Origin of the sequence: Bailinhaonella thermotolerans (assembly GCF_003594875.1) — a bacterium.
Taxonomy (GTDB): Bacteria; Actinomycetota; Actinomycetes; order Streptosporangiales; family Streptosporangiaceae; genus Bailinhaonella; species Bailinhaonella thermotolerans.
In genome coordinates, this window is the sequence record NZ_QZEY01000010.1 from 252,189 (window position 1) to 266,071 (window position 13,883).

At 76.2% G+C, this 13,883-nt stretch carries 10 protein-coding genes; 1 reads left to right on the forward strand and 9 read right to left on the reverse strand.

Translation table 11 applies throughout. The features are described from left to right. Window positions 1-142: 142 nt before the first annotated feature. The gene (locus tag D5H75_RS24710; protein WP_119928902.1) at window positions 143-1,705 is read right to left on the reverse strand and encodes an MFS transporter; all 1,563 of its coding nucleotides are present in this window, start codon (window positions 1,703-1,705) and stop codon (window positions 143-145) included. Window positions 1,706-1,842: 137 nt separating this feature from the next. Continuing rightward, the gene (locus D5H75_RS24715; RefSeq protein ID WP_119928903.1) at window positions 1,843-2,541 is read right to left on the reverse strand and encodes an NADPH-dependent FMN reductase; all 699 of its coding nucleotides are present in this window, start codon (window positions 2,539-2,541) and stop codon (window positions 1,843-1,845) included. 104 nt (window positions 2,542-2,645) lie between these two features. Here D5H75_RS24715 and D5H75_RS24720 point away from each other — a divergent pair, with 104 nt between their 5' ends. Beyond that, window positions 2,646-5,789 (forward strand): AfsR/SARP family transcriptional regulator, encoded by a 3,144-nt coding sequence (locus tag D5H75_RS24720; protein ID WP_119928904.1) that lies wholly within the window; start codon window positions 2,646-2,648, stop codon window positions 5,787-5,789. A gap of 40 nt (window positions 5,790-5,829) precedes the next feature. Here the strand turns inward: D5H75_RS24720 and D5H75_RS24725 are convergent, their stop codons facing one another. The 7 genes from D5H75_RS24725 to D5H75_RS24755 are packed head-to-tail and all read right to left on the reverse strand — an operon-like array spanning window position 5,830 to window position 13,665. After that, a complete protein-coding gene (locus D5H75_RS24725; protein ID WP_119928905.1) occupies window positions 5,830-6,861 on the reverse strand; it encodes an NAD(P)-dependent oxidoreductase in 1,032 nt (343 codons plus the stop codon). Further along, on the reverse strand, window positions 6,862-7,479 hold the full coding sequence (locus D5H75_RS24730; protein WP_119928906.1) for a histidine phosphatase family protein: 618 nt from the start codon (window positions 7,477-7,479) through the stop codon (window positions 6,862-6,864). Further along, window positions 7,476-8,939 carry an FGGY-family carbohydrate kinase gene (locus tag D5H75_RS24735; RefSeq protein ID WP_242454490.1) on the reverse strand — a complete coding sequence of 488 codons (1,464 nt, stop codon included), beginning with the start codon at window positions 8,937-8,939 and terminating at the stop codon, window positions 7,476-7,478. The genes D5H75_RS24730 and D5H75_RS24735 overlap by 4 nt, the downstream gene beginning before the upstream one ends. After that, window positions 8,936-10,501: an FGGY-family carbohydrate kinase gene (locus D5H75_RS24740; protein WP_242454491.1), complete on the reverse strand. Its 1,566-nt coding sequence runs from the start codon at window positions 10,499-10,501 to the stop codon at window positions 8,936-8,938. The genes D5H75_RS24735 and D5H75_RS24740 overlap by 4 nt, the downstream gene beginning before the upstream one ends. Then, on the reverse strand, window positions 10,488-11,714 hold the full coding sequence (locus D5H75_RS24745; protein WP_119928909.1) for a sugar ABC transporter permease: 1,227 nt from the start codon (window positions 11,712-11,714) through the stop codon (window positions 10,488-10,490). Before D5H75_RS24745 ends, D5H75_RS24740 begins: the two co-directional genes overlap by 14 nt. Next, entirely contained in the window at window positions 11,711-12,598 is an 888-nt protein-coding gene (locus tag D5H75_RS24750; protein ID WP_119928910.1) for an ATP-binding cassette domain-containing protein, read from the reverse strand. Before D5H75_RS24750 ends, D5H75_RS24745 begins: the two co-directional genes overlap by 4 nt. Then, window positions 12,598-13,665 (reverse strand): substrate-binding domain-containing protein, encoded by a 1,068-nt coding sequence (locus D5H75_RS24755; protein WP_119928911.1) that lies wholly within the window; start codon window positions 13,663-13,665, stop codon window positions 12,598-12,600. The genes D5H75_RS24750 and D5H75_RS24755 overlap by 1 nt, the downstream gene beginning before the upstream one ends. Window positions 13,666-13,883 lie beyond the last annotated feature (218 nt).

A 13,883-nucleotide genomic window follows, 5' to 3' on the forward strand; every position in this document is an offset into this window, starting at 1 on the left:
GGCCGGGGGTCGCCGGTCGGGCGGCGGGCCGGGGGCGGGGGCGGGCACGTCTCCGGGACGCCGAAGGAGCCCCCGGGGGTCCGGGGGCTCCTGGACATGGCATCTCCGAGTGTCAGCGTCCTCGCGCGCTCCTCTCTGCGGGTCAGGCCGTGGTGAGCACGGCTTCGCGGTCGGGGGTCTGCGGGGTCTCGGCGGCGGGGGCCGGGGCGCCGGTGGCGGGGACCCGGCGCAGCAGGGTCACCGAGAGGACGGCCGCGGCGGCCACCAGGACGGCGGCGACCAGGCCGGCGGCGTTGAGGCCGCCGGTGAAGGCGGCGCGGGCGGGCTCCAGCATCGCCTGGGCCGCGTCGGCGGGCAGGCGCTCGGCGGTCGCGAGGGCCCCGGTCAGGGTGTCGGCGGCCTCGGCGGGGAGCCCGGACGGGACCTGGGCGCGGTAGACGGCGGCGCCGATGCTGCCGAGGAGCGCGATGCCGAGGGAGACGCCGAGGTCGCTGGCGGTGCTGTTGACGGCGGAGGCGGCGCCGGCCTTCTCCGGCGGGGCCGAGCCGATCACCAGGTTGGTGGACAGGGCCATGGTCGGCGCGATGCCGGGGTAGAGCAGGTAGAAGCCGACGATCAGCAGCGGCAGCCCGCCCATGCTCTCCACCTGGGTCATCACCAGGTACCCGGCGACCGAGAACAGCGCGCCGACGGCGATGACGTACGCCGGGCGGACACGCCGGGCGATGGCCGGGGAGATCGTCGAGACGATGACGAGGGCGATCGCGGCGGGCAGGATCCACAGGCCCGACTCCAGCGGCGACAGCCCGGCCACGAGCTGGAGGTACTGGGTGAAGAGCAGGTACACGCCGCCGAGGGCGATCGCCGAGAGCAGGAAGACGGCCAGCGCGCCGCTGAAGGTCCGGTTGGCGAACAGGCGCATGTCCAGCAGCGGGTTCTCCAGCCGGAGCTGACGCCGGACGAACAGCGCGCCCATGGCCAGGCCGAGCAGGATGGTCAGCACGGAGACGGCGCCGACGCCGCTCTTGGCCATCTCCTTGACGCCGTAGACGAGGGGCAGCAGCGTCGCGATGGACAGCACGATGCTGAACGGGTCCAGGCCACCGGCCCTCGGCGGCTGGTACTCCGGCACGAGCATCGGGGCGAAGATCAGCACCAGGGCCATCACCGGGACGCCGACCAGCAGGGCCGCGCCCCACCAGAAGGACTCCAGCAGCAGGCCGCCCACGAGCGGGCCGATCGCCACGCCGGCGGAGATCGAGGCGGCCCACAGGCCGATCGCGGTCCCGCGCTGGCGGTCGTTCTTGAACATGTTGCTGATCAGCGACAGCGTGGAAGGCATGATCGCGGCCGCGCCGATCCCCATCACCGCGCGGGCGGCGATCAGCAGCCCGGCGTCGGGCGCGAGGGCGGCGGCGACCGAGGCCACGCCGAACAGGGCGGCGCCGAACAGCAGCACCTTGCGGCGGCCGATGCGGTCACCGACGGTGCCCATGGCCACGAGCAGCCCGGCCATCATGAAGCCGTAGATGTCGTTGATCCATAACAGCTCGGCGCTGCTCGGGTTCAGGTCGGCGGCGATGTGCGGCGTCGCCAGGAACAGCACGGTCATGGCCAGGAACAGCAGGACCGTGGGCAGCATCAGCACGGCCAGGCCCAGCCACTCGCGGACTCCGGCGCGGGCGTCGGCGGCGATAGCGGACATATCTCAACTCCAGGGGGAGATTCGGTTCGGGGGATGTTCGGCAGGAGGTGTTCGCACGGCGAGAGGGTGTTCGCGCGGCGGGAGGGTGTTCCGCACGCGGGAGGGTGTTCGCACGGCGGGAGGGTGTTCGGGGAGGGTCAGAAGGGGTACGGCGTGGCCGCCCTGGCCGCCCGCAGCGGCCGCGCCCACCAGGAGAGCTCGGCGAGCATCCGGTCGGCGCCCTGGTCGCGGCGCCGGGCGAGGGTGTCGGCGACGCGCCGTACGGCGACCGCGCCGGCGGACGTGAGGATCGGGCGGAGCTGCTGCACGGCGAGGGGTTCGCCGGGGCCCTCGGCGGCGAAGGCGACGGGCTTGCCCGCCCAGCTCGCGGCGCACCAGTCCACGGCGTTCTTCAGCGAGCCGGGGAACCGGCGGCCCAGCACGATGACGAAGCCGTCCGCCGCGGCCAGCCAGGGCCGCAGGTCCCGCACCGCGCACGGCTCCGGGACGTCGCCGGGGGGCATGTCCGGCAGGCAGGCCGCGCCGAGGTCCAGGAGATCGACCTCCATGTCGCTGCGCAGCTCCGCCCGCCCGGACAGCCAGTCGGCGGCCTCCCGGTCCGACCGGTCCGGCGCGCCGCCGATGACGATCGCCACGTGCAGCGGGTCCCCGCCCGGCGGTTCCCGGCTCAGCGGGCCCCGGTACGGCGTTCCCCGGCCGAGCGTTCCCGGCTCCGGCTCCTCCCAGCCCGGCTCCCGGCCCGGCTCCCGGCCCGGCTCCCGGTTCGGCGGCGTCTCGCGCGCGGCTCCGGCGCGCTCCCGGCCGGGGTGTTCGTCGTGCTGCGGTTCCTCGCCCATCTGGGGCCTCCCTTCGACACCGCTCACTCTGCTCGGCGGGACTTCGGGCGCCCTCCAGATCCACTTAGGATGGACTTCGGGTGCTTTTAGGTACTGTGTCCGGCATGCGATTCGGGGTGCTCGGGCCGCTTGCGGTGTGGACTTCGGACGGCGGCCCGGTCCGCATCCCCGAGGTGAAGGTCCGCGCTCTGCTCGCGGAGCTGCTGGTCGGCGCGGGGCGGGTGGTGCCCGCCGACCGGCTCATCGACGACCTGTGGGGCGAGCGGCTGCCCGCCAACCCGGCGGGCGCGCTCCAGACCCGCATCTCCCAGCTCCGCCGCGCCCTGGACGAGGCCGAGCCGGGCGCCCGCGCCCTGGTCGTGTCCCGCCCGCCGGGGTACCTGCTGGACGTGCGGCCCGGCGACGTGGACGCGGGCCGCTTCCAGGAGCTGCTGGCCAGGGTCGGCGCGGCGGCCGGCCCCCGGGAGCGCGCGGCGCTGCTGGCCGACGCGCTGGCGCTGTGGCGCGGACCGGCGCTGCTGGACTTCGCCGACGAGGAGTTCGCCAGGCCCGAGGCGGCACGGCTGGGCGAGCTGCGGCTGACCGCGCTGGAGGAGCAGGCCGAGGCCCGGCTGGAGCTGGGCGAGCACGCGCTGCTGGCCGACGAGCTGGGCGACCTGGTGGCCCGGCACCCGCTGCGGGAACGGCTGCGGGCCGCCCACCTGCGCGCGCTGTACCGCGCGGGACGGCAGAGCGAGGCCCTGGACGGCTATCGCGACCTGCGGGAACGGCTGGCCGACGAGCTGGGCGTGGACCCCGGCAGGAAGCTGGCCGAGCTGCACTCGGCGATCCTGCGCCAGGACCCCGCGCTGGGCGCCCCGAGCGCCCCGGCCCCCGCCGTACGCCTGCCGGTCCCGCTCGGGGACCTGGTGGGCCGCGAGGCCGAGGCCGGCGAGGTGGAGCGGCTGCTGACCGCCGGGCGGCTGGTGACGCTGACCGGGCCCGGCGGCGTCGGCAAGACGCGGCTCGCGCTGGAGGCCGCGCGCCGGTCGGCGGCCGCGTTCCCGGACGGCGTGTGGCTGGCCGAGCTGGGCGCGCTGCCCGCGGGCGCGCTGCCGGGCGAGGTGGCCGAGCTGGTCGCGGCCACGGTGGGCGTGCGTGACGAGGCCCCCACCGCGCTCGCGGACCGGCTGCCGGAGCTGCTGCGGGAGCGGCGGGCGCTGCTGGTGCTGGACAACTGCGAGCACGTCCTCGCGTCCGCCGCCCGGCTCACGGCGTCGCTGCTGCGGGCCGCGCCGGGGCTGCGGGTGCTGGCCACGAGCCAGATGCCGCTGAACGTCTCGGGCGAGGCGCTGTTCGCGGTGCCGCCGCTGGAGGAGGCGGAGGCCGTGCGGCTGTTCGCCGAGCGGGCCGCCGCGCGGACGCCGGGGTTCACCCTCGACGAGGAGAACGCCGAGGCGGTCGCGTCGATCTGCCGGCGGCTGGACGGGATCCCGCTCGCGCTGGAGCTGGCCGCCACGCGGGTGCGGGCACTGGGGGTGCGCGAGCTGGCCGAGCGCCTGGACGACCGGTTCCGGCTGCTGGCCGCCGGGCCCCAGGACGCCCCGGAGCGGCAGCGCACGCTCCGCGCCATGATCGACTGGAGCTGGGAGCCGCTGTCGGAGGCGGAGCGCGCGGTCCTGCGCCGCCTCGCCGTGCACGCGGACGGGTGCACCCTGCGCGCCGCCGAGGAGGTGTGCGGTGAGGAGGGGCTGGACGTCCTGGACCTGCTGGCCGGCCTGGTGGACCGCTCGCTGGTCGCCGTCGCCGAGGTGGGCGGGGTGACCCGGTACCGGCTGCTGGAGTCGGTCGCCGCCTACTGCCGGGAACGGCTGCGCGAGGCGGGTGAGCTGGCCGAGATCGAACGGCGGCACGCGCGCCACTACGCCGGCCTGGCCGCCGCCGCCGACGCCCACCTGCGCGGGTCGGCGCAGGGCGAGTGGCTGCGCCGGCTGGACGCGGAGACGGCGAACCTGCACGTCGCGCTGGCTCACGCCGTACGGCACGGCGGGGCGGCGCGGCTGGCGAACACGCTGGCCTGGTACTGGGTGCTGCGCGGGCGGCTGGGCGAGGGCCGCAGGTGGTTCGCGGCGGCGACCGGCGCGGCGGAGGACCCCGCGCAGGACCCCGCGGAGGCCGAGGAGGTGGCGACCGCGCGGTTGTGGGACGCCGCGTTCGGGCTGCGCACGGGCGAGCCGCCCGCGCCGGAACGGCTGACGCCCCCGGCGGACCGGCCGCGCGACCTGGCCGCGCTGGGCCGCCGGGCGCGGGCGGAGTGGTACCTGTCCTTCGCCCGGATCGGGATCGGCATCGGCGAGCCGCCCGGAGACGACGCCACGCTGCCGGTCTTCCGCTCGCTGGGGGACGACTGGGGCGTCGCCGCCTCGCTCAGCCTGCACGCCCGACGCGCGCAGCTCCGGGGCGACCTGGCGGCGGTCCGGGAGTACGGCGAGCGCGGGATGGCCCTGTTCAGCGAGCTGGGCGACCGGTGGGGCAGGCACCACGCGACGTACGCGCTGGGCTGGCACGCGGAGGTCACCGGCGACTACGAGAAGGCCGCGCGGGTCCACCGCGAGGGGCTGCGCATGGCCGAGGAGCTCGACCTGCGCACGGAGATGGCCGACAAGCTGTCCGAGCTGGGCCGCGTGGCGCTGCTCCAGCGCGACTACGCGCAGGCGGACGACCTGCACGGGCGCGCCCGCCGCCAGGCGGAGGAGCAGGGCTACACGGTGGGCGTGGAGTTCGCCGAGCTGGGCCTGGCCCTCAGCTACCGCCGCCAGGGCCGGATCGCGGAGGGCGAGGCCGTCCTGCGCGGGTGGCTCGACTGGGACCACCGGCTGGAGTCGGACGTGGCGCTGGCCCTCATCTACGCCGAGCTGGGCTTCGCCGCCGAGCAGCGCGGGGACGCCGGGGACGCCCGCGCCCTCCACGAACGGGGCCTCGGCGCGGCCCGCCGCACCGGCGACCCCCGCGCCCTGGCCCTGGCGTACGAGGGCCTGGCCGGGACGCACGCCCTGGAGGGGGACCCTGCCGGGGCCGCCCGCCTGCTGGGCTCCGCCGCCCGCCTGCGCGAGTCCGCCGGAGCCCCGCTGCCCGAGGCCGAGCGCTTCGACGTCGACCGCGTCACGGCCGCCGCCGTCTCCGCCCTCGGTCCCGACGTCTTCGCCGCCCGCTTCGCCGAGGGCCACACCGACCCCGAGCTTTCACCCGCCCCGCTCCCCTCGGCGTGATCACCCGGTTCCGGGCGCACCACCGCGCGGAACCTCGTGATCACGCCCGGTCGTCAGGGGTGACCCGGTGGCGGAGGGGGGCGCCGGTCAGATGGCGGGCGACCTCGGCGGCGGCGATGCGCGCCGCCTTCTCGGCCGTCTCGCGGCTGGCCCCGGCTATGTGGGGGGTGAGGGTGAGGCCGGGGGTGGTGAGCAGGCGGGAGCCGGGCGGCAGGGGCTCGGCCGGGTAGACGTCGAGGGCCGCCGCGTAGAGGTGGCCTGAGTCCAGGGCGTCGCACAGGGCGTCGTAGTCCAGGAGAGCCCCCCGGGCGCAGTTCACCAGGATCGATCCGTACGGCATCGCGGCGATCTCCGCGGCGCCGATCAGGCCGGCGGTCTCCTCGGTGGCGCGCGCGTGGAGGGAGACGACGAGGCTGCGCCGCAGCAGGTCGCCCAGGGGGACGCGCTCCACGTCTCCGGGCACGTCCCGGGCGTACGGGTCGGAGACCAGGACGCGGGCGCCGAGGCCCGCCAGGGCGCGGGCGACGCGCCGGCCGACCGCGCCGTACCCCACCAGGCCCACGGTCGCGCCGTCCAGTTCGGGGCCGACCGCGTCGTAGCGGTAGTGGTCGCCCCGCCACCGGCCCGCCAGCAGTTCCCCGTGCGTGGACGGGATGCGGCGGATCGCGGCGAGGATCAGGCCCACGGCGTGCTCGGCGGTGGCGGCGGCGTTGCGCCCGGGCGCCGCGCAGACGGCGACGCCGTGGCGGGCGGCGGCGGCCAGGTTGACGTTGACCGGCCCGCCCCGGGTGACGCAGGCCAGCCGCAGGTCCGGGCACGCCGCCAGCACACGGGCGGTGAGCGGCGCCAGCTGCGTCACGCAGATCTCCGCGCCGCCCAGCGCCCCGATCAGCTCGTCCTCGGTGCCGGACGCCTCGTCCACCTCCGCGACCGGCCCGAACGGCTCCAGCGGCCAGGGCAGCTCCAGCTCCCCGATCTCCAGGTCCGCGGCCCCGTCCGCCGCGGCCCGCACGGCCTCGACGATCAGGCGGTTCAGCACGAAGTGGTCTCCGGCGGCCAGCAGGCGGGTCATCTAGCAGCCACCCCGGCACGGAGGCACGTTGAACTCCAGCAGCGCGGCGCCGTCCGCGCCCAGCTCGATCTCCGTCAGCGAGCAGTTGCGCAGCTCGGGGAACGACCGGCGGTACTTCCGCAGCGGCACGCCCAGCAGCTCGCACAGCCCGAGCCGGATCACCGTGCGGTGCGCCACGACCAGCACCCGCCCGCCGGGGTGCCCGGCCGCCACGTCTCCCAGGCAGTCCACGAACCGCCGCGCCGCCTTGACCGGGTCCTCGCCCCCGGGCAGGTGGCAGGCCACCGGGTCGGCGTGGAACGCGGCCAGCGCCCGGGGGAACCTGCGCCGCATGTCGGCCGTGGTCAGCCCCTCGCCCGCCCCGAAGTCCAGCTCGCACAGCCGGTGGTCCTCGTACGGCGAGAGCCCCGCGGCCTCGGCGGCCGCCCGCGCGGTCTCCCTCGCCCTGGCCAGGGTCGAGGAGTAGACGGCGGCGAGCCCCGCGCCCTCGGCCCAGCGGGCGAGCCGCCGCGCCTGCTCCCGGCCGTACGGGGTCAGTCCGACGTCCGTGCTCCCCGCGTATCGGTTGTCCGTATGCCATTCGGTCTGACCATGTCGTACCAGGACGATTCTCGTCATAGGCCGGTCCTTTCGGTCGCGTGCGCGGCGAGCTCCGCGGGCAGCCAGCCCCGGCGCGCCAGTTCCCCGACGAGACGCAGGTAGGCGTCGTCGAAACGGCGCCCGGGCCGCGGCTCGACGGTGCGGCGGATCCGCACCATCTCCGCGGCGACGTCGGCGAGGCGCCGCCCGGGGGATGCGGCGAGCACGGCCGCGCCCAGGGCGGGCTCGGAGTTCTCCGGCAGCAGCACCGGACGGCGGAGAATCTCCGCGCGCAGCGCGCACCAGCGGGCGCTTCGCGTCGCGCCCCCCGTCAGGGTCAGCGGCCCTTCCACCGGAGCCCCCAGCAGGTCGAAGTGGTCGAAGCACAACCGCTCCACGAAGCCGATTCCCGCCAGCAGCGCGGCCATGCGCTCGCCCTCCGACGCCGGGGGCCCGCCGAGCACGAAGCCCTCCGCGTCCGGGGCGGCGAACGGGAAGCGCTCACCGGTTCCCACCAGCGGATACGCGACCGGCTTGGCCGGGTGACAGGTCTCCGCGAGGGAGATCAGCTCCTCGGGATCCCGGCCCGGAAATTCCCGCGCGATCACGCCCGCGCCGGTGCTCGACGCCCCGCCCGGCCACCAGCCGCCGTCCGGCGCGCGGTGCGAGTAGACCACGCCGAGGGGGTCCCGCAGCGGTTCCCGCGTCACCCCCTTGATCACCAGGGTCGTGCCGAGCACCGAGTTCCAGTCTCCCGGCCGCAGCGCGCCCGCCCCGATCTGCGCCGCGCACCCGTCCGTGGTCCCCGCCACGACCGGCGTGCCGACCGGGAGGCCGGTGTGCCGGGCGGCGTCCGCGCACACCGTGCCGATGAGGGCGCCCGGCCGTACCAGCCGCGGCAGCAGGTCCGCGGGCACGCCGAGGGCGTCCAGCACGTCGCGCGGCCAGTCCTCGTCCACCAGGTGCGCGCCCGTCTTGAGCGCCCCGCCGAGGTCGGCCGGCACCTCGTGGCCGGTCAGCCGCCGGTTCACGAAGTCCGCCTGGTGCGCCAGGCGCGCCCCGGGCCGGCGGTGCTCCCCCAGCAGCCACAGCACCTTGGGCAGCGCCCAGGTCGGCTGCATGCGCCGGTACCCCAGGTCCTCCCAGACCCGCGCGCCCGCCTCGTTCACCCGGTCCACGAGCCCGGCCGCCCGCCCGTCGTCGTACATCAGCCCCGGCGTCAGCGGCTCGCCCCGCCGGTCCGTGAGCAGGACGGTCCCCGAGGTCGCCGCGACCGCGATCCCGCGCACCTCCCGCGGCTCGTCCGCCTGGGCCAGCGCCCTCCGGCAGGCGGCCCCCACCGCCCGCCACCACGCGTCCGGGTCCTGCTCGTGCCGCGTCCCGTCCCGCAGGCTCGCCAGCCGCTCCACCCCGAGCCCGGCGACCCGGCCGGTCCCCGTCGCCACCAGCGCCCGCGCGCTCTGCGTGCCGAGGTCCACCCCGACCCAGACGCCGCTCACCCCCACGTCTCCGAGACGGCCCGCCGCACCTGGAGGAACCGCCGGTAGAGCGCGTCGTACCGCGCCACCAGCGCCGGATCGGGCCGCTCCAGCTCGTGTACGGCGACGCCGCCGGGCACGTCCGGCGCGGGAGGCGGCGCGATCCGCGCCCACTCCGAGACGCCGCCGGGCTCCCCGGGCTCCCCGGGAGGCGGCTCCTCCGGAACGGCGGCGCGCGGCGGGTCCAGGCCGAGGGCGCGCAGGCCCGTCAGGTGGGCGCCGCGGGCCCCGGCCTCGGCGTCGGGGCTGCCGAGGACGGGCAGGGCCGCGACGGCCGCGATGAGGCGCCGCCACAGGGGGCTGGATGAGCCCCCGCCGCACAGGCGCAGGTCGGAGGGGCGGACCGGGGACGCCTCCAGGCAGTCGCGGATGGTCAGCGTGAGACCTTCCAGGACGGCCCGGGCGACGTGCGGCGGGCCGTGGTCCAGCGTGAGGCCCACGAGGGCTCCGCGCGCGTCGGGGTCGAGGAAGGGGGCGCGTTCCCCCGACGGCGACAGGTACGGCAGGAACACCAGCCCGCCCGCCCCGGCCGGGCAGGACGCGGCGAGGTCGCCGAGTTCGGCCGGGCCGCCCAGGGACAGCAGGCGGCAGGCCCAGTCGATCACCTCGGTCCCGGCCAGGGTGGGGAAGACCCGCAGCAGGCGGCCCGGCGGCCCGAGCGCGACGGTGAAGCCGGTGGGAGCGCCCACGGGGACGGCCGGATCCATCACGACCGCCGTGCAGATCGTGGTGCCCAGGACGACGCAGGCCCGGCCGGGCTCGGTCGCGCCGGTGCCGATCGCCGTGGCCGGGACGTCGTACGGCGCGAGCACCACCGGGAGGCCGGGGCGCAGGCCGAGCCGGGCGGCGGCCCGCGGGGTCAGCGGGGCGGCGCGGCCGTCGTCCGGCAGCGGCTCGGGGAGCAGGCGGCGGGCCCACTCCAGGCCGTAGAGGGACAGCAGCGCGGGGGAGTACTCCCCCGTGGCGGGATCGGCGAACGGCACCGAGGCGTCGGACGGGTCGATCGCGATCCGCCCGGTGAGCCGGGCGAAGAGCCAGCCGCCGCAGGTGAGCGCGGCGGCCGACCGCTCCAGCCGCCCGGGGTCCCGGTCGCGCAGCCAGGCGAGGATCGCGCAGGGCAGCCCGGCGAACACCGGCGAGCCCGTGAGGCGGGCCGCCTCCGTGAGAACGCCGCCGGCCGCCCAGGCGTCCACCACGTCCGCCGCGCGCCCGTCGTTCCACAGGATCGCCGGGCCGGTCGGGGCGCCCTCGGCGTCCACCAGCCAGCACCCGTCGCCCTGGGCGGTGACGGCGAGGAACTCCACCGCGCCGAGCCGGGCCGCGACCTCGCGCACGCACTCCGCGGCCGTCTCCCACACCGCGTCCATGTCCTGCTCGGCCCAGCCGGCGCGCGGCCGGTCCACGCCGGCGGGGCGCCGGGCGATCGCCGACTCGCGGCCGTGGTCGTCGTAGCCCACGGCCTTGATCATCGTGGTGCCGGCGTCCACGCAGATGGCGGCCATGGTCCCCCTATGCCCGCCCATGCGACGCACGCGACCTGCGGGCGACCGAATCCACCCCGACCGCGAGCAGCAGCACCGCGCCGGTGACCATGAACCGGAACGAGGAGTCCAGGTTGAGCAGGGTCAGCCCGCTGGAGATGGACTGGATCACCAGGACCCCGAGCAGCGCCGCGAACGCCGTGCCGCGCCCGCCGAACAGGCTGGTCCCGCCGATGACCGCCGCCGCGATCGCGTTGAGGTTCACGTCGCCGCCGCCGCTGCTCTGGTTGACGGCCGCGAGCCGCGCCGCCGCCAGCACGCCGCCCACCGCCGCGAGCGTGGTGCCCAGCACGAACGCCGAGGTGTAGACGCGGCGCACGTCGATGCCCGCCCGCCGGGCCGCCTCCGCGTTGCCGCCCACGGCGTACACCGCCCTGCCGTACCGCGTCCGGGACAGGACGTAGTGCAGCGCCAGCACGAGCGCCAGGAACAGCACGAACATCCAGCCCACGCCCCGCGTCCGGTTGAGGTAGTGCACGGCCGCCCCGAGCCCGGCCAGCAGCAGGACGCTGCGCGCGAGCAGCCACCGCGTCGAGACGGCCGGCAGCGAGGCCGCGCGGCGTGCCCTGGCGTGGGCGTGCCCGCTCGCGAACAGGCCGGCCGCCGCCACGACGACCAGCGTGTACGACAGCCAGGGCGGGACGAAGGCGAGCTGGGCGAACCGCACGAGCCCGGAGTCGAACGGCAGGTTGACCGCGCCCTTGGGGCCGAGCAGCCACAGGTGCACGCCGAGCAGGCCCAGCAGCCCGGCCAGGGTGATCACGAAGCTGGGCACGCCGAACCGGTTGAAGATCTGCCCGTAGACCCAGCCGATCACGCAGCCCAGCAGGACGGCGGCGGGCACGGCCACGACCGCGGGCAGCCCCCGGTCCACGTACAGCACCGCCATGACGGCCGCCGACAGCCCGCTGATCGAGCCCACGGACAGGTCGATCTGGCCGACGAGCAGCACGCACACCACGCCCAGGCTGATCACGCCGACCGAGGCGGACTCCAGCGTGAGGTTCACCAGGTTGGTGCTGGACAGGAAGATCGGGTTCAGCGACTGGAACACCGTCCAGATCACCGCCAGCCCGGCGACGACCGGGAGGACGCCCAGGTCACCGCCGCGAACCCGGTCGAGCGTGGTCCGCGCGGCCGCGCGCAGGCCGCCCGGGGGCGGGGCCGGCGCGGGCCGGGTGCGCAGCTCCGTCACGGCCGGCTCCCCTCCTCCGCGCGCCGCGGCTCCCGGTCGTCCCGCGCCGACGCCGTACGGCCCGGCGGGGACTCCGTACCGGCCCGCGCGGACGCCGTACGGCCTGACGGGGGCTCGGCAGGGCCTGACGCGGACGCCGTACGGCCCGGCGCGGCGTTGTCGGCGGCGCCGGTGATCGCGGCGATGATGTCCTCCTGGGTGACCTCGCCGGCGGCGAAGACGCCGTTGTTCCGCCCGAGCCGGAGCACGGCGACGCGGTCGGCGACGGCCTTCACGTCGGCCATGTTGTGGCTGACCATGATCACGCCGAGACCGCGGTCGCGGAGCCTGCGGATGAGGTTCAGCACCTCGGCGGTCTGCGCCACCCCGAGCGCGGCGGTCGGCTCGTCGAGCAGCACCACCCGGGGGTCGGCCAGCAGGGACCGCGCGATCGCGACCGTCTGCCGCTGCCCGCCGGACAGCGCGGCCACCGGCACCCGCACCGAGGGGATGTTCGCGGAGAGCCGCCCCAGCAGCTCCCAGGACCGCACCTCCATCGCCACCTCGTCCAGCCGCAGGCCGCGCGGCTCGCGCCCGAGGAAGAGGTTCCCGACGACGTCGAGGTTCTCGCACAGCGCGAGGTCCTGGAAGACCGTGGCGATGCCGAGGCGATGCGCGTCGGCGGGGCCCGAGATCACGACCCGCCCGGACCCGAAGGTGATCGTCCCGGCGTCCGGCGGGTGCACCCCCGCCAGGATCTTGACCAGCGTGGACTTGCCCGCGCCGTTGTCGCCGACCACGGCCACGACCTCGCCCGGCGCGACGTCCAGGTCCACGTCCGTGAGCGCGGCCACCGCCCCGAAGGTCTTGCTGATCCCGCGCAGGGCCAGCACGTCCCCGTCCATCAGCGGATTCCCAGCGCGTCGCAGGCCGCCTTGTACGGCGCGGTGCAGACCTGCCCGGCCTTGAGCGGCCCGCCCGGCCCGAGCAGTTCCTTCGCCACGTTCTCCCTGGTCACCACCGTGGGGGTGAAGAGCTGCGAGGGCGTGTCGAACAACGTCGCCCGCGCGGGCGGGCGCTCGCCCCGCAGGAACCCGTGAGCGACGTCCGCCGCCGCCTCGGCCACGATCCTGATGGGCTTGGAGATCGTGTTGTACTGGTCGCCCGCCACGATCCGCTGCACCGCCGCCAGCTCGGCGTCGTTCCCGCTCACCGGGGGGACCTTCACGTTCGCGGCCTTGAACGCGGCGATCGCCCCGCCGCCGGTGCCGTCGTTGGCCGCGACCACCCCGGCGATCCGCCCGGGGAACTTCGCGATCTGCCCGCTCACCCACTCCTGGGCCTTGCTCGGCTGCCACCCGGGGGTGTCGTACTCCGCCAGCACCTCGAACCCGCTCGGGTCCACCGCGCTGTGGACGCCCTTCTTGATCAGCCCGGCGGCGGCGTCCGTGGGGGATCCGTTCACGATCAGCACGCCGCCCTCGGCCTTCGTCTCCCTGAGCCGGTCCACGAGCGATCCCGCGATCAGCGCCCCGATCCTCTCGTTGTCGAAGGAGACGTAGTAGTCGGCGCGGACGGCCGGGATGGGCCGGTCGTAGGCGATGATCGGGATGTTCTGCGCCCGCGCGGCCCGCACGATCGTGGCCGCCGCGGCCGAGTCCACCGGGTCGATCACGATGACCTTCACGCCCTGGGCGATCATCGAGTCGGCCTGCTGCTGTTGCTTGGCGGCGTCGGCGTCGGCGTTCTGGTACAGCACCTCGCAGCTCGGGCAGAGCCGCTTCATCCGCGCCTTGAACAGGGGCGCGTCGTACAGTTCGTACCGCGTCGAGGCGATGTCGGGCATCAGGAACGCCACCTTCGCCCCCGCGCCCGGCCCGCCGCCCCCGCCGGGGGGCTCGCCCCCGCACCCCGCCGCCACGAGGAGCAGCGCGGCCACGAGCCCGATCATCCGCGATCTCATCCTCTTCATGGACCGCTCCGTTCGTCGGCGAGGCGTCCGATGCGGGGGCACACCATAGAGATCGCAGATATCTCAGGAAACCGATATAACTCGCAGGTTCCGTTGTTATGTCGCGGCGAGGAACCGCAGGTCGGGGAGGCGCGCGGGCGTCCCGGGACCACCGGGGCGCGCGGGACGGCCGCTTTACCGGCGCGGCGACGGAATTGCGCCCGACATTTCCGGATATG